Annotated in this window: 26 protein-coding genes; 13 read left to right on the top strand and 13 right to left on the bottom strand. The window is 69.5% G+C overall.

The genetic code is table 11. The features are described from left to right. Positions 1–12 precede the first annotated feature (12 nt). Positions 13–894 carry a PaaX family transcriptional regulator gene (locus FB559_RS37390; RefSeq protein WP_246122739.1) on the top strand — a complete coding sequence of 294 codons (882 nt, stop codon included), beginning with the start codon at positions 13–15 and terminating at the stop codon, positions 892–894. A gap of 139 nt (positions 895–1,033) precedes the next feature. Here FB559_RS37390 and FB559_RS37385 read toward each other — a convergent pair whose 3' ends face one another. Further along, a complete protein-coding gene (locus FB559_RS37385; protein ID WP_141962345.1) occupies positions 1,034–1,237 on the bottom strand; it encodes a cold-shock protein in 204 nt (67 codons plus the stop codon). 206 nt (positions 1,238–1,443) lie between these two features. Continuing rightward, a complete protein-coding gene (locus FB559_RS37380) occupies positions 1,444–1,755 on the bottom strand; it encodes a hypothetical protein (RefSeq protein ID WP_141962344.1) in 312 nt (103 codons plus the stop codon). A 389-nt stretch (positions 1,756–2,144) separates the two neighbouring features. On the opposite strand from FB559_RS37380, the gene FB559_RS37375 reads away from it, so the two are divergent. The 4 genes from FB559_RS37375 to FB559_RS37360 all read left to right on the top strand — a co-directional run bounded on the left by FB559_RS37375 (position 2,145) and on the right by FB559_RS37360 (position 4,757). Continuing rightward, positions 2,145–2,504 (top strand): hypothetical protein, encoded by a 360-nt coding sequence (locus FB559_RS37375; RefSeq protein ID WP_141962343.1) that lies wholly within the window; start codon positions 2,145–2,147, stop codon positions 2,502–2,504. Positions 2,505–2,844: 340 nt separating this feature from the next. Continuing rightward, positions 2,845–3,225: an STAS domain-containing protein gene (locus tag FB559_RS37370; protein ID WP_141962342.1), complete on the top strand. Its 381-nt coding sequence runs from the start codon at positions 2,845–2,847 to the stop codon at positions 3,223–3,225. Between the two features lie 142 nt (positions 3,226–3,367). Further along, a complete protein-coding gene (locus FB559_RS37365) occupies positions 3,368–4,306 on the top strand; it encodes an acyl-ACP desaturase (protein ID WP_141962341.1) in 939 nt (312 codons plus the stop codon). Positions 4,307–4,418: 112 nt separating this feature from the next. Then, entirely contained in the window at positions 4,419–4,757 is a 339-nt protein-coding gene (locus tag FB559_RS37360; RefSeq protein ID WP_141962340.1) for an effector-associated constant component EACC1, read from the top strand. A 63-nt stretch (positions 4,758–4,820) separates the two neighbouring features. Here the strand turns inward: FB559_RS37360 and FB559_RS37355 are convergent, their stop codons facing one another. Then, entirely contained in the window at positions 4,821–5,387 is a 567-nt protein-coding gene (locus FB559_RS37355; RefSeq protein WP_185792660.1) for a TetR/AcrR family transcriptional regulator, read from the bottom strand. 2 nt (positions 5,388–5,389) lie between these two features. After that, positions 5,390–6,037 (bottom strand): hypothetical protein, encoded by a 648-nt coding sequence (locus FB559_RS44310; protein WP_185792659.1) that lies wholly within the window; start codon positions 6,035–6,037, stop codon positions 5,390–5,392. A gap of 233 nt (positions 6,038–6,270) precedes the next feature. Here FB559_RS44310 and FB559_RS37350 point away from each other — a divergent pair, with 233 nt between their 5' ends. Beyond that, a complete protein-coding gene (locus FB559_RS37350; protein ID WP_141962338.1) occupies positions 6,271–6,762 on the top strand; it encodes an LURP-one-related/scramblase family protein in 492 nt (163 codons plus the stop codon). Positions 6,763–7,612: 850 nt separating this feature from the next. Beyond that, positions 7,613–8,284, top strand: a complete 672-nt coding sequence (locus FB559_RS37345; protein ID WP_221640624.1) for a choice-of-anchor C family protein — start codon at positions 7,613–7,615, stop codon at positions 8,282–8,284. 85 nt (positions 8,285–8,369) lie between these two features. On the opposite strand, the gene FB559_RS37340 is transcribed toward FB559_RS37345, so the two are convergent. After that, entirely contained in the window at positions 8,370–8,870 is a 501-nt protein-coding gene (locus FB559_RS37340) for a hypothetical protein (RefSeq protein WP_141962337.1), read from the bottom strand. 130 nt (positions 8,871–9,000) lie between these two features. Here FB559_RS37340 and FB559_RS37335 point away from each other — a divergent pair, with 130 nt between their 5' ends. Together FB559_RS37335 and FB559_RS37330 are read left to right on the top strand one after the other, a co-directional pair. Next, entirely contained in the window at positions 9,001–9,747 is a 747-nt protein-coding gene (locus FB559_RS37335) for an SDR family NAD(P)-dependent oxidoreductase (RefSeq protein WP_141962336.1), read from the top strand. 301 nt (positions 9,748–10,048) lie between these two features. Continuing rightward, positions 10,049–11,068 (top strand): hypothetical protein, encoded by a 1,020-nt coding sequence (locus FB559_RS37330; protein ID WP_141962335.1) that lies wholly within the window; start codon positions 10,049–10,051, stop codon positions 11,066–11,068. Between the two features lie 100 nt (positions 11,069–11,168). Here the strand turns inward: FB559_RS37330 and FB559_RS37325 are convergent, their stop codons facing one another. Beyond that, positions 11,169–12,599: an MFS transporter gene (locus tag FB559_RS37325; RefSeq protein WP_185792658.1), complete on the bottom strand. Its 1,431-nt coding sequence runs from the start codon at positions 12,597–12,599 to the stop codon at positions 11,169–11,171. Between the two features lie 268 nt (positions 12,600–12,867). Then, on the bottom strand, positions 12,868–13,983 hold the full coding sequence (locus FB559_RS37320) for a globin domain-containing protein (RefSeq protein ID WP_141963151.1): 1,116 nt from the start codon (positions 13,981–13,983) through the stop codon (positions 12,868–12,870). Positions 13,984–14,460: 477 nt separating this feature from the next. On the opposite strand from FB559_RS37320, the gene FB559_RS37315 reads away from it, so the two are divergent. From FB559_RS37315 to FB559_RS37305, 3 genes are read left to right on the top strand one after another with little or no spacing between them, the layout of a single operon-like run. After that, the gene (locus tag FB559_RS37315; RefSeq protein WP_141962334.1) at positions 14,461–15,180 is read left to right on the top strand and encodes a gamma-glutamyl-gamma-aminobutyrate hydrolase family protein; all 720 of its coding nucleotides are present in this window, start codon (positions 14,461–14,463) and stop codon (positions 15,178–15,180) included. Positions 15,181–15,238: 58 nt separating this feature from the next. Continuing rightward, positions 15,239–16,150 carry an alpha/beta hydrolase gene (locus tag FB559_RS37310; RefSeq protein WP_141962333.1) on the top strand — a complete coding sequence of 304 codons (912 nt, stop codon included), beginning with the start codon at positions 15,239–15,241 and terminating at the stop codon, positions 16,148–16,150. After that, complete coding sequence (locus FB559_RS37305; protein ID WP_141962332.1) at positions 16,147–16,932, top strand: enoyl-CoA hydratase/isomerase family protein; 786 nt, start codon at positions 16,147–16,149, stop codon at positions 16,930–16,932. Before FB559_RS37310 ends, FB559_RS37305 begins: the two co-directional genes overlap by 4 nt. Here FB559_RS37305 and FB559_RS37300 read toward each other — a convergent pair. From FB559_RS37300 to FB559_RS37280, 5 genes are all read right to left on the bottom strand, one after another. Next, the gene (locus FB559_RS37300; RefSeq protein ID WP_141962331.1) at positions 16,929–17,402 is read right to left on the bottom strand and encodes an OsmC family protein; all 474 of its coding nucleotides are present in this window, start codon (positions 17,400–17,402) and stop codon (positions 16,929–16,931) included. The genes FB559_RS37305 and FB559_RS37300 overlap by 4 nt on opposite strands. Positions 17,403–17,517: 115 nt before the next feature. Beyond that, positions 17,518–17,949: an SRPBCC family protein gene (locus FB559_RS37295; protein ID WP_141962330.1), complete on the bottom strand. Its 432-nt coding sequence runs from the start codon at positions 17,947–17,949 to the stop codon at positions 17,518–17,520. A 156-nt stretch (positions 17,950–18,105) separates the two neighbouring features. Further along, positions 18,106–18,399, bottom strand: coding sequence for a DUF1330 domain-containing protein (locus FB559_RS37290; protein ID WP_141962329.1), 294 nt, complete (start codon positions 18,397–18,399; stop codon positions 18,106–18,108). A gap of 33 nt (positions 18,400–18,432) precedes the next feature. Then, the gene (locus tag FB559_RS37285; protein ID WP_221640623.1) at positions 18,433–19,863 is read right to left on the bottom strand and encodes an MFS transporter; all 1,431 of its coding nucleotides are present in this window, start codon (positions 19,861–19,863) and stop codon (positions 18,433–18,435) included. Then, on the bottom strand, positions 19,860–20,318 hold the full coding sequence (locus FB559_RS37280) for a MarR family winged helix-turn-helix transcriptional regulator (protein WP_246122737.1): 459 nt from the start codon (positions 20,316–20,318) through the stop codon (positions 19,860–19,862). Before FB559_RS37280 ends, FB559_RS37285 begins: the two co-directional genes overlap by 4 nt. 105 nt (positions 20,319–20,423) lie before the next feature. Between FB559_RS37280 and FB559_RS37275 the strand changes: the two genes are divergently transcribed. Further along, on the top strand, positions 20,424–21,878 hold the full coding sequence (locus FB559_RS37275; protein ID WP_185792657.1) for a class I adenylate-forming enzyme family protein: 1,455 nt from the start codon (positions 20,424–20,426) through the stop codon (positions 21,876–21,878). Between the two features lies 1 nt (position 21,879). On the opposite strand, the gene FB559_RS37270 is transcribed toward FB559_RS37275, so the two are convergent. After that, positions 21,880–23,061, bottom strand: a complete 1,182-nt coding sequence (locus FB559_RS37270; protein ID WP_141962327.1) for an acyl-CoA dehydrogenase family protein — start codon at positions 23,059–23,061, stop codon at positions 21,880–21,882. Positions 23,062–23,120: the final 59 nt, after the last annotated feature.

Genomic DNA, 23,120 nt, shown 5'->3' with positions numbered 1-23,120 from the left:
TACGCTGACGAGATGGGAGTCGAACGGGTGAGCGAGCCTTCCCCGGCATGGCGCGAGGCCGCCGGCCCCTCGCCGCGGCTGCGGCCGCAGTCGCTGATGCTCACCGTCCTGGGCAACTACGTGCTCGGGCGCGACATCGCGGTCTTCTCCGGCAGCTTCATCGGCCTGTTCGGCCGGCTGGGGGTGGGCGAGCACGCGGTGCGTTCGACGCTCACCCGCATGGTGAGCCGCGATCTTCTCTCCCGGCACCGCCGTGGCCGGCGCATGTACTTCGGCCTCACTCCGCGCTCCGAGGAGATCCTGGTCGACGGCGAACGCCGCGTGTGGCGGTACGGCGCGGTCAACACCGACTGGGACGGGCGGTGGACCGTGCTCGCGTTCTCGATGCCGGAGTCCTGGCAGCGGGTACGGCACGACCTGCGGTCCCGGCTGACATGGGCGGGGTTCGGCTCCCTGGGCAACGGGATGTGGATCGCTCCATCCCGGGTGGACATCGCCCCGATCGTCGCCGGCCTCGGCCTGAACGGGCACGTCAAGGTCTTCTCCGCCACGGCCGAGGCGCCCACCGACGTGGCGGGAATGATCCGCGGCGCGTACGACCTGGACGCGCTCGCCGCCGGCTACCGGGCGTTCCTGGACCGCTGGGACCGTCCCGGCCCGATCCCGGAGGGCCCCGACGACCTCGCGCGTTACCTGTGGATGACCACCGAGTGGCTGCAACTCGTCCGCACCGACCCACGGCTGCCGGTGGAGCGGCTGCCCGGCGACTGGCCCGCGGTACGCGGGCAGGAGGTGCTGATGAGGCTGCGGACGCGCTATGAGGACCGGGCGCGCGGCCTCGCCGACCAGACCATCGAGTTCATCCCGCTATCTCCGCCGTCGGCCTCCGGCTGACGCCGGGGCCCGCGCGCGGCCGGGGCCGCGTCGGCGTCCGCCGGACGGTCGCCCGGAGCGGGACGGGGCGGGCCGCCGCGAATGCGAGCAGGGCCCGTACCTCTGGGAGGTACGGGCCCTGCGGCAAGCTTTAGGTATGTCAGGCGGGGGTGATGTTCTCCGCCTGCGGGCCCTTCTGGCCCTGCGTGATGTCGAACTGGACCTTCTGGCCCTCCTGAAGCTCCCGGAACCCCTCAGTCGCGATGTTGGACTGGTGGGCGAAGACGTCCGCGCCGCCGCCGTCCGGCTCGATGAAACCGAATCCCTTGGTGGCGTTGAACCACTTCACGGTGCCTGTGGTCATGATCCTTCTTCTTTCTGGGGTAATGCCGGAGTTCGCACCTTACGAACCCCACGTCGCTGTAATGACCCTCGCCCGGGGGAAAATCCCGGGACAAATGAAAAATGCGCCTGAGGTTAGAACCAGCAGGCGCACATAATGTTCATGGGAACCACAACTGCAACTGCCAAGAACGCTATCACACGGAGTGAGCAGCCTCGGTAAAAACTTCACCCACCATCCCGCCGTGCCTGCTGTTTCCCTATGGCGGCAAGGACTTCGGCGAGATGACGATCACACACCGGATCGCGGGAGCGGCGCCCGCCGAACCAGTTGGTGCTGACCATGTAGTCGGCCGGGTCACCGCACAGGCACTCGCCGGGGGCCGTGGGGTCCACCGACACGACGTCCGGGCGCTGGGCGGCCCGCCAGGAGCCGTACGACGGCGCGTCCACGGGCTCGGGCGCTCCCAGGCCGGTGCCGCGGCCGCCACGGCCGGTGAATCTCGAGGATCGCTGGAAGGACTGCCCGCTCGCGTTCACGCCGCGACGCCGTGGTGATGCGTCATAAACCATCCGGACCTGTCCCGGTCCAGAAGGACCGACGTCGCGTACGGCCGGGATAACGCCGACACGGCTGTCAGCATGCGAGGAATCCTCGGTCGGCACGAGCGTATCCCACGTACCTGCGGAAAGTGGCGTCTCGACGCGGCACGCGCGGGCGTCGTGGGAGGCGTCACGGCGGGAACTCCCAGGCGAGCCGGGCCGTTGGGCTCGCTGGCGGCGGACGTCGGCCACGGGTGAGTCCCGGCGGGCCACGTACGCCGGATTGTTCGTTCTCCCGGAGTCGAGGCCCGCCTTCGGCGGCGGATGGTCGCAGCAGTGCGCGAGGCGCTGTGGTCCTGCACCTGTTCCCCGTCGAAGGAGAGTCGATGACGTCCAGTGCCCTGCGTTCGCCCGGTGCCGATGGCGAGGAGACCGCCGACCGCGGCAGCGACTATGCCGCCCTGTCCCGGCAGGTCAGACAGGCCGGAATGCTGAAGCGGCGGCCCGCCTACTACACGATCAAGATCGCGGCGAACCTGGGGCTGTTGCTGCTCGGCGGCGTGGCCTTCGTCCTGCTGGGCCGTTCGTGGTTCCAGCTGCGGCGCGCCCAGGCGATCGTCCGCGCGCACTGCCGCGAGCACGGCCTCACCTACCACGAGAGCACCATTTTCGGCTCGTACGCCCAGGTCCTGCGCCACCTGCACGCCGTGGGCGTCCCGCTACGGCACGCCACGGACGCCGGATAGCCCGTGGCGTCGGCAGGCCGACCGGATCTCCGTGCGGTATTGTCGAGATCAGCCGAGGACTTCGCACACCGACACCGAGTCGGGGTCGCCTTGGCATCTCACTACTTCGACCTCTGCCTCAGTGCAGGTCAAGACGGGCCGGCGAGCATGACGCCGCAAGGAGCCGACATCCGCGATCACGCGGTGACCTTCGACGCGCGGTGCGCCTCGGCCCACGACGACTTCTCTACCGGGCTCAGCGCATAGCGCGGCCCGTGCCCTGACGGAGCGGACGGCGTGTCCCAGGACCGCCTGTTCCCCGTGCTCGGCGAGGTTCTTTCTTCTCGGATAGGAGATTCCGATGCATCACGACACCTCCGGAGCGGCGCTGTCCAGCCGCCGGACACAGGGCCACACGGTCATGACGGTCCGCGGAGAGCTCGACATGGCGACCACCGCGGTCCTCCGCGACCAGATCGTCACCATCCTGCGGGACACGGCCGCACCGGTCATCATCGACCTGTCCGGTGTCGCCTTCTGCGACGCCTCCGGACTGGCCCTGCTCGTCGGCGCACAGCGCCGGGCGAAGCTGCACGGCCTCGCCGTCGTCCTCGCCGGGCCGCAGCGCAACGTGAGCAAGCTGCTGCGCATCACCGGCCTCGACCGCGCCTTCACCATCTATCCGACCCTCGCCGCGGCCCAGCTCGGCGAGCGCCGAATCGATCACCCCGCCGTGGCATGAGTGCACCCGGCCTCGTAGGGTGAGTCCCGACGTACTGGGGCCATAACGCTTTAACGTAAGGTGATCACGTACTCACTTACGGTGTGTCCCCGGGATCGGGGCATCGTGGCGCGACCTGACCTGATCCGCGGGGGGAACCTATATGCCGCAAACGCGTGGACCGAAGACGACGAGCGAGCTGCTGCTCGAGCTGGAGCCGACCGTCGCGGGGGAGCTCGACCGTCACCTGTCGGTGGCGAAGGAATGGTTCCCCCACCAGTACGTGCCGTGGAGCCAGGGCCGCGACTACGACGGGCCGATGGAGGGCGAGGCGTGGTCACCGGAGGACTCGGTGGTCTCTCCGGCCGCGCGCGAAGCGCTGGTGGTCAACCTGCTGACCGAGGACAACCTGCCCGGCTACCACCGCGAGATCTCCACCATCTTCGGCCGTGACGGAGCATGGGGCACCTGGGTCGACCGCTGGACGGCCGAGGAGAACCGCCACGGCATCGTCATCCGGGACTACCTCACCGTCACCCGCGCCGTCGACCCGGTCGCGCTCGAACGCGCGCGGATGACGCACATGCAGGGTGGCTACCAGGCCGACCACGGCGACAAGATGCTCCACGGCCTGGCCTACGTCGCCTTCCAGGAGCTGGCGACGCGCGTCTCCCACCGCAACACCGGCACCGCCTCCGGCGATCCTCTGTGCGAGCGGATGCTGACACGGGTGGCGGCCGATGAGAACCTCCACATGCTCTTCTACCGCAACCTGCTCGCCGCGGCCTTCGAGCTCGCCCCGGACGAGACGATGCGCGCCGTCACCGATGTCGTGACCGGCTTCCAGATGCCCGGCCACACCATCGACGGCTTCCTGCGCAAGTCGGTCGCCATCGCCAACGCCGGCATCTACGACCTGCGCGTCCACCTCGACGACGTGGTCACGCCGGTCCTGCGCCAGTGGGGGGTGTTCGAACTCGAGAACCTGCGCGCCGACGGCGACAAGGCGCGCCAGGAGCTCTCGGACTTCCTTGAGGGGCTCGACGTGGCGGCGGCGCGGTTCGTCGAACGCCGCGACGAGCGCAGGGCCCGCCAGAAGTGAGGCGCGTTCATTGCCATCGGGAAAGTACGCCTTTTCGGAGCGACTGAATCTCATCATAATTATCGTCACGTGGGCGTGATTCTTCCGATGGCCAACGGATGAGAGGTCCTCTGTGTCCGGTGTTATTCGGGTCAGAGCGGACAATGCGGAAGAAGAACTCCACTCGTTCTGCCAGTGGCTCCGCGACGAGCCGTACGTCCGGCTTCACGCGGTGATCATGCTGATCTCTCCGGGCCACGGCGGGCCACGCCCGGCGGGAATGTTCGACGTGGTGAAACTGGTGATCGACGCTGAGTTCAAGATCCTGAACTTCGGACGCGCCTACGTCGCCTGGCGCGCGACGCGCCGATACGCCTCCCCGCTGACGGTCGAACGTGACGGAGTCGGGATCACCCTCGACGACGGTGACCCCGAGGTCGTCTCCCGGGTCATCATGGCGATCGGCGGGTGAGCACGGCCCCCGCTGCGGCCTTGCGATCTCGGTGACCAGTGCCCGCGCCGTCCCTCTGCGTCGCTATCCCGAGCTCGTACGGAAGGCGTGGTCGAGGGCGCCGACCAGCCGGTCGAGGGTGGTGTCCATGGACTCCGCCAGCGCGAACCCGGCCGCCGCCTCCAGCGACACCAGACCGTGGCAGGTGATCCGCCACATGCGGACCGCGTGGACCAGGTCCGTCTCCCGCAGGTCGTAGCCCCGCAGGGCACTGCCGATGATGGCGATCGCCTGGACGGCGGACTCGGCGTGCTCCTCGTCGCCCGGAGCGGGAGCCCGCACACTCGCCGCGTAGCGGCCGGGATACGTCGTCGCGTAACCGCGGTACGCGACGGTGAGCGCGTACAGGGCGGCCCGGCCGCTCAGGCCCGCGCTCGCCGCGGCGAGCGCGCCGGTGAGTTCGCCGACGGCGAGGACGGCGATGTCGCGCTTGACGGCCTCCAGGCCGTCGATGTGCTTGTAGAGACCGGGCAGGGAGACTCCGCAGCGCTTCGCGACCGCCGCGAGGGTGAGCCCCTCCAGCCCTGCCTCGTCGGCGACGGCCGCGGCCTCGGCGACGATGCGCTCTCTGGTCAGTCCGGCGCGGGGCATGCTCAGCGGCCGATCCGGCCCAGGACGACACCGGTCGCGGTGACGAACAGGAGCAGCAGGACGCCCGACACGTACGCCAGGACGGCGAGGCCCTGGATGAGCAGCAGGTACGCGACGCCGGAGCCGGCGATGGAGACGGCGAGCGCGACCCCGGCGTACGCGAGCCATCGAGGCAGCAGCCGTGAGGCGACGCCCGCCACAGCGAGTACGGCGAGGGCGAACATCTTGACCCCGTCGAGCCGGTTCACCGCCTCGTAGAGCAGATGCGCGGTCCCGGGCTCGGCCGAACCGGCCAGCACCAGGCCGAGTACGCACTGGGTCAGGGAGATGGCCGCCGCGAGCAGACCGGCGGTCCCGGCGGCGGTCGAGGCCGCGGACCTTCGGGTGGCGCGGGCCAGGTAGAAGGAGATGACGGCCAGGCCGGCCGCGGGCAGCCCTTCGGTGAGGACGAAACCGGCGGCGGTCACGGTCTCGTGTCCGGCGAACGCCGCGACGATCCCGGCCCCGTCGGCGTTGAGGGCCGGGCTCGGCGCACCGACCGACAGTCCGGCGATCCAGGATGCGGTGTAGGCGATGCCGGTGACGGCGGGTACCGCGAGAAGCCTGCCGTGCTGGGCGGACGGCGCGGGGGCAACGGCAGATTCGGACACTCGGGAGCTCCTTGGTTAATGCGAGTCGCTCCAAGTTAATACAATTAACTTCCTTGCGCCAGTCCGGACGCGGCACGGTCGTTGACGGCGTACGCGCCGGCGCGGGACCGTCGAGTTTGATCCGGCAGGGTCGGGTATCGGACGATGGAGACCAGGGCCGCCAGAGGCAGGGCGGTCGTTCACCAAGTGCCTGTCGCGCGTTCTCGGTGGGAGCGGGCGGCGGGGGAGGCGATATGAAGTTCCTGATGCGTGAGCGGATGTTCAGTATCGGCGAGGATTTCTGGATCGAGGACGAGTCGGGCGAGCGCGTCTTCCTGGTCGACGGCAAGGCGCTGCGGCTGCGCCAGACGTTCGAGCTCAAGGGACCCGAGGGCGAGACCCTCGCCGTCATCAAGAAGAAGATGGTCAGCGTCCGGGACACGATGATCGTCGAACGCGACGGTGACACGGTGGCCAAGGTCCACAAGAAGCTGTTCAGCCCGCTCCGCCACAAGATGGTGGTCGAACTCGCCGACGGGCAGGAGTGGACGGCGACGGGCGACATCATCGAGAAGAACTACAAGATCGAGAGTGAGCAGGGCGAGGTCGCCCAGACCTCACGGAAGTGGTTCCGCATCCGGGAGAGCTACGGCATCGAGATCGACCATCCCGATGTCCCCCTGGTCATCGCCGTGGCCGTCGCCGTCGACGAGCTCGCCGAGGACTCACGGCACAAGGAGGACTGAGCCGGAGCCGCGGCGGCTCCATGTTCGGTTCCGGGCTGAGGACCCGTCCCCGGCCTGCCCGGGGCCGCCCCGCGCGCCGGGGAGCCGCGGCCGGCGCCGGCGGGCGGCGGACGCGGCGGCGGTGCCCGGCCGCCGCCGATCGGCACCTCGCGGTCGAACGGACGACCGGCGTACTGCGGCTGCGAGGTACGGTGGCGCCCCGTTCCCGGCCCGTTCGTACCGGTCCCTGCTCTCACGAGCGTCGCTCTCACCGGTCCCTGTTCATACCGGTCCCGCTCGCACTGGCCCCGTTCTCACTGGTCCGTGTTCGTACCGACCCCGCTCTCACTGGTCCCTGCTCGCACCGACCCCGCTCCCACAGGCCTCGCTCTCACCGGCCTATTCCTGCAAAAGGGTGGCGCCAGCGGCGGCCTGGCGATGAGTACTTGCCTGGGGTGATTCCCTCCCGATCTGCCGTGGCCATGCCGCCCGGGTCGCCGAGTCGGACCACCGCGCGCCGCGGAACGCGGATCAGCCTCCTCACCATCGCATGTCACCTCATTCTCTTGGCGGCCTCTAGCGCCGAAATGCAGAGAACGTCCGCGGCGATTTCCTCCGTGAGGATTCTTACAGAGTCGCCGAATGGCCACAGCAGGCCATCGTCCTTCGCCGTTCCCGGCCGTTTGCCGTGACTACCTGAGTATCCCGCGATGGCAGCGGACTCGGCAGTTTGTCAAGAGGGCTAAACCCTGTCCGCTCGGACACTGTGCCTATCGAGATACCTACCTAAAGTCGACGCGGATCACTTCCTCATTCACGCCGGTAAGGCCGTCAGGTCTGCGACAAAAGCAAATCACATAAGGGAGAAAGCATGACAAATTCGGGCAAGTCGACCAATGGCTTCGCGCAGGGAAGCATGCCGTCGCACCAGCGCGGACGGGGCCGCGGCAGCCGCTGGCGACGTCTGTCCGCCGGCGTGGGATTGGTCGGAGCGTTCACCGTCGTGGGTGCGTCCGTCACCACGCCGGCAGACGCCGCGTCGGGGTTCGGCGACGGCGGTTTCGAGACCCCGGTCGTCCAGCCCTATACCTTCCACACGTACTTCGCGGGCGAGTCCGTCGGCCCGTGGACGGTGACCAGCGGCAGCGTCGAATTGAACGGTGCGGGATTCTGGCAGGCGGCCGACGGAGACCAGTCGCTCGACCTGGACGGTGCCGACACGGGCGCCCTTTCGCAGATTTTCTCTACGAACCTGCTGACCACGTACAGGGTCTCCTACTCCCTGGCGGGAAACCCCGACGACATCCCGGCCGTGAAGACCGGAAAGGTACTCGTCAATGGCCATGTCGCGCAGAACTTCTCGTTCGACACGACCGGCACGAGCCGGACGAACATGGGATACGTGACGAAGGCTTTCACCTTCCTGTCGGCCGGCACCTCCGCGAAGCTGGAATTCGTCAGTACGACGACTCCCGGCGGGTACGGGCCGGTCATCGACAAGGTGAAGGTCGACAGCTGCCTCCTCATCATCTGCGTCTCCTGAGGCGCCCGCGGTCCGGTCCCATCCGCCCGCGTCAGACGGTGGGACCGGACCGGCTGATCACCTGAGGCGCCGGCCGAGAGGGCGATCAGGACGGCTGTCCGCCCGTGGTCGCCGGCACGATCCGGTAGTCACGCTGGAAGACAAGATTGTGCAAGTCGGCGGCGGTGATCGTACGAAGCGTGGGGAGTTCGGCGGCCGCCTGCTCGGGGGTGAAGACATTGAGCGGCCACACGCCGGCCGTCGCGCCGCGTACGTGCGGATGGTGGAACGCGGCGCCGTAGAAGGCGTGAATGGTGATCGGGTCGATGCCGGCGGTCCGTTGCTCGGGCCAGGAGAGCGTCCAGAGGGCCTCGGTACCGTCGTCACCCGGGCGTACGCCGGTGGCGGTCAGCTCGCCGGTACCCAGCAGCAGGTGCGTGTTCATCTCCTCCAGCGCCTGGCGAGCGTACGGATCCAGCAGCGCGACGGCGTCGACGAAGAGTCGTTCTTTGTCCTGCCGGGACCTGACGTCCCCATGGGTGCCATCGCGCAGGTCGGCGAAGTGGCGCAGGAGCGCCCCGGTGTGTTCCGGGCGGGCTTCGGTCATGTCTGCTTCCTCGGAGACGGCGCTTTTACGGTCGTACCTCCAGTGTCTCCTGATTCTCCGAGGCCGAGCCGGGCGGTCTTGATCGCGGTGGGCGGATAATGAGGAAGGGAACGAGGCGAGGGGGATCCGCGTGTCGGATGAGGCCGGCCTTCGCGGCCGGGTGGTGCTGCTCACCGGCGCCAGTGGCGGCATCGGCGGCGCGCTCGGCAGGCGGCTGATCGCCGCCGGTGCGAGAGTGGCCTTCACCTACGGCGAGCACGCCGAGGATGCCGAGCGGCTCGTGGCGGAGGCGAAGGACGCCGGCCTCGACGCGATCGCGCTGGCCGGAGATCTCGCCGACGCCGCGGTCCCGGCGCGGCTGGTCGAGGAGACCACGGCGGCCCTCGGCCCGGTCGAGATCCTGGTCGCGAACGCCGGCCACTCGGCCCAGCGGGAGTACGCGAAGGTCGACCTCGCGACCTGGGACCGTACGCTCGCGGTGAACCTGCGCGCGCCGTTCCTGCTGGCCCAGGCCGTACTGCCGAACATGACCGAACGCGGCTGGGGACGCGTGTTGTTCATGTCGTCGGTCGCGGCCTTCACGGGCGGCGTCGTCGGCCCGCACTACGCCGCCTCGAAGGCCGGCCTGCACGGCCTGCTGCACTTCCTGGCCTCCCGCGTCGCCGCCCAGGGCGTGACCGTGAACGCGGTGGCACCCGCCCTGATCGAGGACACCCGCATGCTGCCCGCCGGCGACGGTGACGCCCCGGCGCTGCCCATCCCAGTCGGCCGCTACGGCCGCCCCGAAGAGGTGGCCGACCTGTCGATGGCGGTGCTCCGCAACGGCTACCTCACCAACCAGGTGATCGGCCTCGACGGCGGCATCCACCCCCGCTGACCCGGCGGCACGCCCCAGGCGGTCCGGGTCTCGCAAGGCCCGGGTCGACGACCGCGGGGGAACAGGCCGTTCTCGACATCGGCGCCACCCTCAGCGTACGGAGCCGAACGCGATGTGGAGCTCCTGAACGGCTCTTTGAGCACCTCACCTTCTGTACGGCAACGTATCGGTCATTGCGAGTTGGCGAAGACTTCATTTCCCCTTTTACCGCGCGCTGCCGGTAATGGCCGCTACGGGCTCATTCTTTGTTGTTTGATGTTGTGTGCCGCATGCTGTCCGCGTGCAACCAAAAGGAGCCGAATTGAACGGGTATCGAGTTGACTTCGGGGAACTTGAAGATCTGTACAAGAAATTCTGGCTCCTCCAGCCGAGCGTAGATGACTTCTCCAGAAGAACCGCGGCGCTGCACCCCGCTCCGACGGACTTTCCCGAAGCCGCGGCGGATTTCGCAATCCGGATCAATCAACGTTCGAAGGAAGCCGGTACCCTGGCGAGCCTGCTGAGCGCCGGCCATCGCAACGCGACCCAAAAAGTGAGCGCTACGGGATACCGCTATGGTTCGGCCGAGGCGGAGAACGACAGGAAGATCCGCGACGAGGGCGAACTGCTCGCCGACCACTCCGATCCGGGCTCCGGCCCGCCCTACGCCGCTCGGATCTTTGCGGGAGCCGTTCCGGTGTCGAGTGCCCTCAGCTCCTTGGCCGGGTACATGAGGGCCGCGAGGCTCGCCAGATCACCGGTCTTCATGGGCCTCAGTACCTTCAGCGCCCTGAGCGCCCTGAGCGTCAACATCTACGCGACGACCATCTTGCTCCGGAACCTCCGGGACCCCGGAGTCTGGGAAGACCGCGGCTCGGAGGCCGCAGGGCTCAAGGACGACCTGTCCGGACACGCGGACGTCGTCCACCACGCGGTCAACGCGTCGTATGACTATCTGGAGGGGGAGACCGGCGATGCCTTCCGGACGTCGGTGACCTCGCAACTTGAGGGACCTACCAGAGTCCTCGCGGAGGCCCTCGGTGAGATAGCGGATTCGTCCTCGGACGCGGCGGAGGCGCAACGAAAATTCAATAATACAATAGCGTTTATGGCGCCTATCTGCGCCAGCTTGATGAGTTATGTGGGATATGTCTATCCGCCGGCCGAGCTTGCGTTGGCGGCAGCGTGGCTGTTGTTCGTCACTGCCCGGCGCGATGAGCTCAGGGCGAGCCTCGATCAGGCCGCGGCACAGCTCGGACCGGGGGGCGAGGTCGCAGCCGCCGGCGAAAGGCTCCGACGCGGTCTCGGTGCGTCCGGAGAGTCGCCTTCCCCGGCGGTGTGAAACTGCGGAAGCCAGGCTGGAAACGCCTGTTTGAGAGGTCGACTTCTTCTCCACCGGCGCCTCACGTGGCCGCGGACCAGGGCCGCCCGAATTCGGCCGGTCACTGGCCGGGTTCTGACGGTGCCATGCGGGGCATCAGGGCGACGACCGGGAGGCTGAGGGCGGTGACGGCCAGAACGACGATGAGACCGACCTTCATCGCGTGGGCCAGGCCGGAGGCCGCGGCCTGAAAGAAGACCGAGGTGACCGCGGCCGAGCCGATCGCTGATGCGAGTTGCTGGATCGAGCTGAACGAGCCGCTGGCGCTGCCGGCTTCGTCGGGCTTCGCGTCGCCGAGAGCGACCGTGGGGATCGTGGCGAAGCTGAGTCCGATGCCGACGCCGATGACGAAGAACGCCGGGGCCAGCGCCCAGAGGCCGAGGTTCGTCCCGTAATGATCGACGAGGACCAGGACCCAACCGCAACCGACCAGGTCGACGGTGAGGCCGATGAAGACGAGGGTGCGACCGAACCTGGCGACCAGGCCGCCCATGGCGGCGAACCCGGCGGCGACGAGCCCGAAGGTGAGGGGTACCAGGCCGAGCGAGGTGCCGCTCGGGCTGACGTGCAGTCCCTCCTGCAAGAACAGGGACAGCACGAAGAGCAGGCCGGTGCCGGCGGCGACGGCGACCAGGCACACGAGCAGTCCGGAGGTGAAACCCCGGTTCTTCATGAGCGAGGGCTTGATGAGCGGGTGGGCCGCGGTGCGCTGACGGTGGGCGAAGGCGGCGAAGAACAGGACGCCGACGGTGATCGAGACGGTCGGGATGACGCCCCAGCCGTTGGTCGAGCCCTCGATCAGGCCGTACAGCAGCCCGAGCATGGTCACCGCGAGCAGGCCGGAGGCCCAGCCGTCGACGACGGTGGACCGGTCGCCGTCGTCGTCACGCGGCAGGATCCTGACGGCCATGACCAGCCCGGCCACGCCGAGGACGATGTTGATGAGGAAGATCGGGCGCCAGGACAGACCGAACACGTCGGTGCCGATGAGGAAACCGGCCAGGACCGGGCCGCCGACACTGGAGAGACCGAGAACCGGGCCGAACAGCCCGAACGCCTTGGCGAGCATGTCTCGGTCGAATGCCTTCGTCATGATCGCCATGCCCTGCGGGATGAGCAGAGCCCCGAACGCTCCCTGAGCGACCCGGGCGGCGATGAGCAGGGTCGGGTCGGGCGAGAACCCGGCGACCGCCGAAGCCAGGGTGAACCCGCCGATGCCGATCAGGAAGAGCCTGCGTTGGCCGAACTTGTCACCCAGCCGTCCGCCGACCACGAGCAGGACACCCATGGCGAGCATGTACGCCGGCCCCAGCCACTTGATCAAACTCTCACCGCCGTTGAGCTCGCCGGCGATGGTGGGAGCGGCGATGTTCGTGACCGTCGCATCGATCACGTCGAGGGCGTCGGCGAGCAGCACCAGCCCCAGGATCGCCCACATCAGGCGGCTGGAGCGGCGTGCGGTGACCGCGCCCGGCTCGGTCAAGGTGGTCATCGGGAACGTCCTTCTCGGCTCGTCGGGGCGCCCCTCGTGGGCGGCCTACATCCCTGCTACGAACACCCCTGACCCGATCCGACACCGCCTTCGAAATCTTTCTCAGAACGTCAGGCGCGAGTGCGTCGCGGGCGTGGCCGATGCCGCGACTCCCGCCGAACCGGACAGACCGTCGGCCTTGGTCTGCTTCGCCCAGAGAAACCACGCCCGGGCAGGCACGACGGGAACCGCATTACGTGCCGGGTGATCGTCGCGGAGCCGGGCGCCTCTAACGGTCGAGCCGGTCGTGGTGGATGCGGGCGGCCGGCACCCCCAGGTCGTCCAGGGCCGCCACGGTCCGCTGGACCATCTCCGGCGGGCCCGCGATGTACACGTCGTGGTCCGACCAGTCGTGGAAGCGGTCGAGTACGTCCGGCACCCGGCCGTGCATGCCGTCGAAGGACGGGTCGTCGGAGACCACCGGCACGACGCGTACCCACGGGCTGTCCGTCTCCAGGGCGTGCAGGTCCCGCAGGTCGTAGAGCTCGGCGGGCGTACGCGCGCCGACCAGCAGGTGGATGTCGCGGCGCAGTCCGCGGTCGTTCGCGTCCTCCACCAGTGCCTTGAGCGGGGCGAGGCCCGTGCCGCCCGCGACGCAGAGGATGTCGCGGCCGGAGTCGGGGTCGAGGGTCATCGCGCCGGCCGCGTGGCCGAGCAGCAGTGAGTCGCCGATCCTCGCGTCGCGCACCAGCGCGCCGCTGACCCATCCCGCCGGCACGGCGCGTACGTGGAAGCGCAGCAGCCCGTCGGGACGGGGGGCGTTGGCGACGGAGTACGGCCGCCACATCCACGGCCAGCGGGCGGTCTGGATCGTGACGTACTGGCCCGCCCGGTACGGCAGGGGGTGTTCCGGTCGCACCGTAATCAGCGCGATGTCGGGTCCGCGCAGCTCGTGCCCGACCACCTCGCCGGTCCACCACGGCGGCTGCTCGGCCGCGTGCTGCTCGGCGGCCTCGTTCATCATCGTGGCCGCCGTCGCGTACGCGGCGCGCCAGGCCGACTCCATCTCCGCCGTCCACGAATCACCGCCGAACTTACGCAGCGTGGCCAGCAGGGCCCGGCCCATCGCGTCGTAGTGCTCGCGCGTGACCCCGAACTTACGGTGGTCGCGGCCCAGGCGGGACAGGAACGCCGACAACGTGTCGGGGCTGTCGAGACTCCAGACGATCTCCCGCAGGGCATGGAACAAACGACTGCGTTGACGATCCATGGCAGGTGGGAAGAACGCCCGGAGACGAGGGTTCTCGGCGAATAAACGACCGTAGAAATAGGCGGATATCTCTTCCGCCCGGGGTTCGAAGAGGGCGAAGCTTTCCTTGATGATCCGGGGATTCAGCGATTTCATCAATCCCCCCATTGTCGGCTCGATGATCTCGATCACGCTCCCCTGCCCACGATTTTCGCATCTCACCAGCGGCAACATCAACCTCTTACGGCGGTCGAGTCAGGGCATATACGAAGCGTAATCGGCTGGGGATTATGTGTGATCGGAGAGTAATTGCCTCGCACATGCAAATACCGCTCGGTATAGAATAGTCTTCCGAGATCCGCTGATATCATCTCCCCGACGGGGATAGAAGAAATACCAACGAGTTTTAAGGATCATCTACTCCACGGCCCATCCGAAAGTTTTGCGGGCCGTGCCGACGTCCGCCGCGCCCGGACCGCCCGGACCGCCGTGCCTCGCGTGCGCGCCGGCGGCCGGGTCCGGTCCGGAAGGTGGGGCTTGGGGGCGAAGGGCCCGAAAAGCGCGACTATGCGCAATGATGATCAGACGCGAACGAGACGTCCTGAGGTGCGACGTCGTGGAGGGGGCTCTGGCATGGCAGGGGCGACGTACGATGCGGTTCCCCCACTCATCGGGATCACGGCCAACCTCGAACCGGCCCGCTGGGGCGACTGGGTTCGCGAGGCGGCGCTGCTCCCGGTGGCGTACCAGCGGGCGATCGAGCGAGCGCGTGCCGTACCCGTCCTGGTGCCGCCGTCCGTCCGCGGCACGGTGCCCATTCTCATCGAGCGGCTCGACGGCCTGATCTTCTCCGGCGGCGTGGACGTCGACCCGTCGCTGTACGGCGAGGAACCCCACGAGGAGACCGCGCCACCGCAGCCGCATCGCGACCGCTTCGAGCTCGCCCTCATGCGCGCGGCGATCGACGCGGACCTGCCCTTCCTCGCCATCGGCCGGGGCATGCAGGCGCTGAACGTCGTACGCGAGGGCAGCCTGATCCAGCACCTGCCCGAAGTCGTCGGCGGCCACGCCCACCTGCCGGGGCCGGGCCGGCTGGGCCGGCATTCGGTCCAGATCAGCGTGGCCAGCGTGCTCGGCAAGACGCTCGGCGACCACGCGGAGGTGGCGAGCGGCCACCACCAGGCCGTCAGGCGCCTCGGCAAGGGGCTCTCCACGGTGGCGTGGGCCGACGACCAGGTCATCGAGGCGATCGAGCTTCAGGGGCACCGTTTCGGCATCGGCGTGCAGTGGCATCCCGAAGAGTCCGACGATCCCCGGCTCATCGAGGCCCTCGTCGCCGAGGCCCGCGACTGATCTTCGCCGGGCGGCCCTGAGATAAGGTCGGCCCGAGCCGAGTCTGGAGGTCGCCCGCATGCCGCTGCACCCGCAGACCGTCGCGTTCTTGAAGGTCATGGAGGCGAACGCGGCCCTGGCGGAGCCCGACATCGAGGCGATGCGCGCCATCACGAGCGCGAATCCGGAGCGCGGTGACGGGCCGGCCCTGACCGAGGTCACCGACGGTGTCGTCGGCGACGTCCCCGTCCGGACCTACCGCCCCGCGGACGGCGTGCTGCCGGCACTCGTCTACTTCCACGGAGGCGGCTGGTCGATCGGCGACCTCAACTCCGCCGACCCGATGTGCCGGCGGCTCGCGGACGAGGCCGGCTGCGTGGTCATCAGCGCCGGCTACCGGCTCGCCCCCGAGCATCCGTTCCCGGCCGCCGTCGAGGACGCCTGCGCCGTGACGGCCGACGTCGTACGGCGTGCGGACCACCATGGGGTCAGGCCGGAGGCGGTGGCCGTGGGCGGTGACAGCGCGGGCGCCAATCTGGCGACGGTGGCCGCCCGTATCGCCCGCGACGACGGCATCGCGCTCGTCCACCAGCTGCTGATGTGCCCCAACGCCGACTCCGGGCTCGACTCGCCCAGCTTCGCCGAGTTCGGCGTGGGATACGGCCTGAGCGCCGCGACCATGGCGTGGTTCCTGGGGCACTACATCGGAAGCGCCGACCGGTCCGACCCCCGGATCGCGCCGCTGCGCGCCGGCGACCTGTCCGGGATGCCGCCCGCGACCGTACTCACCGCGGAGTACGACATCCTCCGCGACGAGGGCGAGGAGTACGCCCGCGCGCTCGAGGCCGCCGGGGTACCGGTCGAGCTGCGACGCTACGACGGCATGATCCACAACTTCATGACGCTGCCGGAGGTGTTCGACGACGCCGCCGTCGCCCGCGCGTGGGCGGTGAGCCGGCTCCGGCAGGCCTTCGGCGAGGAGGAGCGATGACCTACGAGTCGTACGAGCGGCTGAAGATCGACTGGGCCGCCGATGGCGTATTGCGGGTGACCATCAGTGCGCCGGGGAGACGCAACGCCGTCGACGCGACCGGCCACCGCGAGCTGGCCGAGATCTGGCGCGATGCGGACGCCGACGACGACGTCCGCGCGATCGTCGTACGCGGGGAGGGTGAGGCGTTCTCGGCCGGCGGCGACCTCGACATGATCGAGGAGATGATGGCCGACTACGACGTACGCTCCCGCGTCCTGCGCGAGGCCCGCGACATCGTCTACAACATCATCAACTGCTCCAAGCCCGTGGTGAGCGCGATCCAGGGCCCGGCGGTCGGCGCGGGCCTGGCCGTCGCCCTGCTCGCCGACATCTCCGTCGCCGGCCGTACCGCGAAGATCATCGACGGCCACACGCGCCTGGGCGTCGCCGCGGGCGACCACGCCGCGATCGTCTGGCCGCTGCTGTGCGGACTGGCCAAGGCCAAATACCACCTGCTCCTGTGCGAGCCGCTGACCGGAGAGGAGGCCGAGCGGATCGGGCTGGTCAGCGTCTGCGTCGACGACGACCAGGTGCACGACAAGGCACTCGAGATCGCCGGACGTCTCGCCGGGGGAGCGACCCAGGCGATCGGCTTCACGAAGCTGGCCCTCAACAACTGGCTCCGCAGCGCCGGGCCCGCCTTCGACGCCTCCCTGGCGATGGAGTTCTTCGGCTTCGCCGGCCCCGACCTTCGCGAGGGCGTACGCGCCCTGCGCGAAAAGCGGCCACCGAGCTTCTAGCCCGCGCGGATCACTGGGACGTGGGTGATCGGGAAGTTCACCGAGCGGGCGATGAAGCACACGGCGTTGATGTCGTCGTGCAGGGAGAGGGCCTTCTCCGTCATCGACGCCTCGGCGACCGTCACCTCGGGCCGCAGCGTGACCGCGGTGATCTGGCCTCCGCCGCCGCTCTCGTCCATGGTCATCACTCCGTGGGCGTGGTCGGCGTAGTCGGTGACGACGACCCCGTTCGTCGCGCACAGATGCAGGTACCAGAGCATGTGGCACTGGGAGACGGAGGCCACCAGGAGTTCCTCGGGATTCCAGCGCGTGGCGTCGCCGCGGAAGGCCGGATCGGACGACGCGGCGATGGGCGGCTTGCCGTCCCCGAGTACCTCGTGGGCGCGGCTGAACGACTTGTAGCCGTCCGTGCCCGACCCGAGGTCGCCGGTCCACTCGACCGTCACGTCGTAGGTGTGAGTCGCCGCCATGGGCATGAGCTTAGAACGGCACCCGGTGGCGGGTCACGTACGGGACGAGCCGGCGACGGCTCGCCCCGGTCTCAGCGCGTCGACGGGCCACCGATCGCCGTACGGCGGGTCCTGACTAGCTGAACCGCTCGCGCAGTGCGGCCAGGCCGGTGGCGTACACCCCGCGAGCGAAGGTCTTGGTCAGTCCCGCCTCGTCCTTCGCGTCGGCGTCGAAGTAGGACCACCATTCGGCGAACGCGAGCCCGCTGTCCGTCACCGGCGCGATCCGGAGCGTCGAGCGGTACGAGCGGATCGGGAACGGGCCCTCGATCAGGTCGTAGGTGTAGAGGCGCTCGCCGTCGTCGAGCGCGACCAGGCGTTCGCGGAACACCTCACCGCCCGGACCGGTCAGCCGGCGTACGCTCCCCACCCGGTCGCCGGTGCCGTCCTCCATCTCCCCGGTGGAGATGCCCGGATGCCAGTCGGCGATGTTGGCGAAGTCGCGGAGGTAGTCCCACACCAGATCGGCGGAGACGGGCAGGACGGCGCTGGCGTACGGCTTCGGCATGAGGCCTCTCCTGGGGTGTTACCGGCGTTCTCCTGGTTGAGTTCCCCGCCGCCCGCGCGAGCACGCGCTGACCGGCGCGGGGACCACCGGAAATGATCCAGGAGAACCTGATACGTCGCTCGTCACGCCGGATCGTCGCCGACGCGGCCTCGATCGTCAGTCGAGGCCTTCGATGATGCGGAAGTCGCGCTCGACGCCGTCAGCAAGTGCGGCCAGCGCCTCCTGGTAGGCCGCACTCGCATGTGCGGCGACCGCCTGTTCGAAGCTGTCGAACTCGATCAGGACGGTGCGCCCGGCGATTCCGGCGTCGTGTGCGACGACCCGACCGTCGCGGGCGAGCACCCGCCCGCCCCCGGCCTTGACGGCCGGAGGGGCCAGCTTGTTGTAGGCGGCCAGCTTCTCGGGGTCGGAAATGGTGCGGTAGGCGCTGACCCAGTAGCCCTTGGGCATGGAACCTCCAGTGTCGGGATGAGTGCGTCTGACTTACGGGGTGGTCTCGGACGAGCGTCGGCGGGCGAGAGCGAGGCTTGTCAGCGTCGCGATCGCCATGGCGCCGATGCCGACCAGCGCCGCGGTGGTGTAGGCGCTGTCGTCGGGGAAGAGGCGGCCCGTGGCGGTGCCGGCGGCGAGGACCAGACCGCCGATGGCGCTGCCCAGGGAGTACCCGACGCTGCGGACGACGTAGTTGAAGCTCATGGCGCTCGACGTCTCGCTCTTCGGGGTGACGGCCAGGATGACGCCGGGCATGGCGGCCGAGAAGCTGCCGACGCCGAAGCCCAGCACGCCCATGGCCGCGAGCAGTTCGGCCAGGTTGGACCGGGCGGTGGCGAACAGGACGAACCCGCCGCCGACGATGGCGGCGCTGCCGGCCAGGAGCAGGGGGCCGTCGATCCACCTCCGGACCCGCGGCGTGAGCTTGCCGGCGACGAACCCCAGCACGGAGAACGGGATGAGGACCAGCCCCGCCACGAAGGTGGTCAGTCCGAAGCCGTAGCCGGCGCTGTGCGGCGTCTGCGCGTAGCGGGTGATGAGCGTGAGCAGGAGGTACATGCCGCTCCCGCCGACGAACATGGCGATGTTCGCGCCGGCGACCGCCGGGTGCCGTACCGCCCGGACGTCGACCAGGGGCGTCTTGGTTCGCAGTTCGGAAACGGTCCAGACACAGAGCAGGAGTACGGCGGCGACGGCAAGGGGCACCGCCACGGCGAGGTGCCGGCTCCACAGGCTCCTCTCGCCGGCCAGGAACAGGACGAGGAGCAGTCCACCCGCCAGGACGAGCGCACCGGCCACGTTCACGTGAGCGGAGCGGCCTTCGGGAGCTGCGGGCATGGAGCGCCACGCGGTCACGAAGGCGATGGCGGTGACGAGCAGGCCGAGGCCGTAGGCGGCCCGGAGTCCGCCGAACTCGGCGAGCAGCGCGGCCAGCGGGTAGCCGACGCCGGCTCCGATGATGGAGATCACTGAGATCAGGGCGATCGTGGCCGCGCTGCGCTCCTCGGGAAGATGGTCGCGGGCCACGCCCATCATCAGCGACGTGAGACCGAGTCCGACGCCTTGGGCCGCTCTGCCCACGAGCAGCCAGGCGAACGGCAGCGGCAGCACGGTGAGCGCGCTGCCGACGACGACGATCGCCAGCGTGGCGAGAATCGTGGCCCGCCGGTGCGGACCGGCTCCGAGCCGGCCGAGTACGGGTGTGGCGACGGCGCCGCTGAGCAGGGCGATGGTCAGCGTCCACTGCGCGCTGTCGAGGGAGACGTGGAACGTGGTCGCCACACTGGTGATGAGCGGCGTCCCGAGACTGGCGACCGCCGCCACGACCAGGGCGATGAACATCAGGGCGGGGACCAGCGGACGTGCCTCGGAACGTATCCGGGCAGTGCCCATGGGCTGGTCATGAGCCTGGGCGGCGGTCACCGGTCCGACTCCTCTCGGGCGTGGCTTTCGAGCTCCGCCAGATGCAGCAGCGCCGGAAGGGCTGCCGCCAAGGCCTCGGCCTCGTCACCGGTGAGTTCGCCGATCAACCGCGCGTACGCGTCGACGCCCGCCTGGCGTCGCGTCCGGACGTACGACGCGCCGGCCTCGGTCAGGCACACCAGCGTGACCCGCTTGTCGGACGGATCGCCCTTCCGTTCGACCAGCCCGGATTCCTCCATCACCCGGACCAGGACGGTCATCGCGGGCTGGGTGACGCCCTCGGCCACCGCCAGATCGGTGATCCGTCGCGGGCCGGTCTTGTCCAGGGTGGCCAAGGTGGCGGCGGAGGTCAGGCTCATGTCGCGGGGGAGGCGTCTCACGGCCCTGGTGGCCAGACCGTAGAGGGCTGACCCGATGGCATCGGAGGCTCCGTGCGCGGCGTCTCGGCGACTCATGCCTGAAGCATAACAGCTTTATATGAATCCTTTATGTATCTCCCCGATCGGGGTTCGGCGACACTTGACTTACGAGTTCGAAGACCCGAGAACGTTGGGGGCGCCATGCTGCTCGGAGATCTCGTCCATCGGGGTGGCACGCTCTGGCCGTCGCGTGCCGCCTTCATCTGGGCCGACCGGCGCCGCACGTACGGCGAGCTGGAGCGGCGTGTCCAGCGGCTGAGCGCGGTGTTCGCGGCCGCCGGCGTACGCCAGGGCGACCGGATCGCGCTGCTCACCGTCAACGCGCCCGAGGCGCTCGAGACCGCGTTCGCCGCGTCGCGGCTCGGCGCGTGCGTGGTGCCGCTGAACCCACGCCTGGCGCCGGCCGAGATCCGCTTCCAGATCGAGGACGCCGGCGCCGCGTACGCCGTGGTGCACCCGCTCCTCGAACCGCTCGCCCGCGACTCGGGCCTGCTCGGGCTCGCCCACTGGATGATCGGCGAGGAGCTCGAGACCCGGCTCGACATCGTCCGGAGCGCCGATGTTCCGCGGCCCGGGGACGAGAGCCCGATCATCCAGCTGTACACCTCGGGGACGACCGGGCGTCCGAAGGGCTGCCTGCTCACCAACCGGGGCTGGGTGGCCGCGACCGCCAACGCCGTGCACGGCCTCGGCGTGACGGGTTCCGACCGGCTGCTCGCGACGCTGCCGCTGTTCCACGTCGCGGGCTACGGGGCGGCCCTCGCCCACCTGGCCGTGGGCGGCGCGGTCGTGTTCCCCTCCGGCGCCGGGCTGGACGAGACCTGGTCGCTGATCGGCGAGCACGGCGTCACGGTCGCGGTCTTCCCGGCGGGTACGCGACGGTCGCTGCGGCACCCGTCCTGCCGGCCGGTACGCCTGGTGTACGGCATGGCGGGCGTCGAACGCGCCGAGACCCTCCGGATGCTCGCCGAGCTGGGCAGTGACTTCCGCGGCGTGTACGGCTCGACCGAGGCGGGCAACTTCGTGACCGTCTCGACGCTGGCCGACGAGCTGGAGCGGCCGGGCACCCTCGGCCGCCCGCTGCCCGCGTTCGACGTCGAGATCGAGGCGCCGCCGGGGGAGACGGGGGAATTGTTGCTGCGCGGGCCGTCCATGATGGCGGGCTACGCGAACCTGCCGGATGCGTTCGACCACGGGATGCTCCGCACCGGCGACCTCGTACGGCGTGACGACGACGGCTACCTCTACTTCGTCGACCGGGCCAAGGACATGATCAAGTCCGGCGGTGAGAACGTCTACTCCGCCGAGGTCGAGCGGGTCCTCCTCACGCATCCGGCGGTAAGCGACGCTGCCGTGATCGGCGTACCCGACCGCCGGTGGGGCGAGGCGGTGAAGGCGCTGGTCGTGACCCGCGGACCGGTCACCGCCGAGGAGCTGGACGCCCACTGCCGCGAACGCCTCGGCGCCTTCAAGCGCCCGCGCTGGTACGAGTTCGCCGGCGAGATCCCGCGTAACCACTCCGGCAAGATCCTCAAACGCGACCTTCGGGCGGCGCACGACCCGGCCGTGACCGTACGCCTGCCCGAGAGCCGGTGATCTAGTACGACTTCGGCAGTCCGAGCTCGTGCTGGGCGATGTGCGCCAGGATCAGCTCCTCGGCGACCGGGATGCTCTTGCCGATGCGGGCGTCACGGAACAGCCGCGCCACCGGGTACTCCAGGGAGTAGGCCATGCCGCCGTGTGCCTGGAACATCCGGTCGGCCGCCTGCCAGGCCGCCTCGGCGGCGGTGAGCTTGGCGATGTTGGCCTCCGCACCGCACGGCCGGTGGGCGTCCCACAGCCAGGCCGCCTTGTAGGTCATCAGCCGCGCCAGCTCGACCTGGGCGCTGACCTGGGCGAGCGGGAACGCGACCGCCTGGTTCGCGCCGATCGGCCGGCCGAACGGCGCGCGCTCCTTCGCGTAGTCGACGGCCACCCTGAGGGCGAGTTCCCCGCAGCCGACGGCACCCGCCGCCGCGATGATCCGCTCGGGGTTGAGGATGTCCCACAGCACCGCGAAGCCCTGGTCGACCTCGCCGATGACGTTCGCGACCGGGACGCGTACGCCGTCGAGGAAGACCATGTTCGAGGCGACCGTGTTGGTGCCGAGCTTGGGAATGGGCCGATAGGTCAGCGTGCCCTCGGCGACGGCCTCCTCGATGTCGATGAGGAGGATCGTGAAGCCGTTCAGGCGCGGCTTGGCCTCGGCCGCCGGGATCGTACGGGTGACGAGCACCATGTAGCGGGCGCGTTCGACGCCGGAGATCCAGATCTTCTGGCCGGTGACGACGAAGTCGTCGCCGTCGCGGCGTGCCTGGGTGCTGATGTTGATCGCGTTGCTGCCGGCGTCCGGTTCCGTGATGGCGAAGCAGGTCTCCGTCTCGCCGGCGGCCAGAGCGGGCAGCAGGGCGTTCTTCTGCAGCTCGGTGCCGTGCCGGGCGATCGTGAGGGCGCCGAAGGCGGGGGTGAGCAGGTAGAGGAAGGACGACGCCGCGCCCGCGCCGGAGCCCGCGAGGGTCTCGGCGGCCACGGCGAGCTCGAGCAGGCCCTGACCACCACCGCCGTACTCCTCCGGGACGGCGAGGCCGAGCCAGCCGCCGTCGGCCAGCTCCCGCCAGACCTCCTCGGGCCAGCGCTTCTCCGCGTCGCACCGGTCCCAGTAGTCCAGCCCGTGGCGCGCGCCGATCGCGGCGACCCCATCGCGTACGGCGACGGCGCTCTCTGGCAGGTCGAAGTCCACCCGAACCTCCTTCGGCTTGGTGCGGACCACATTAGCGATGTCTCCCGTACGGACCGGAC

The organism is Actinoallomurus bryophytorum (genome assembly GCF_006716425.1).
Lineage (GTDB): Bacteria > Actinomycetota > Actinomycetes > Streptosporangiales > Streptosporangiaceae > Actinoallomurus > Actinoallomurus bryophytorum.
This window is presented reverse-complemented; position numbering and strand designations above follow the sequence as displayed.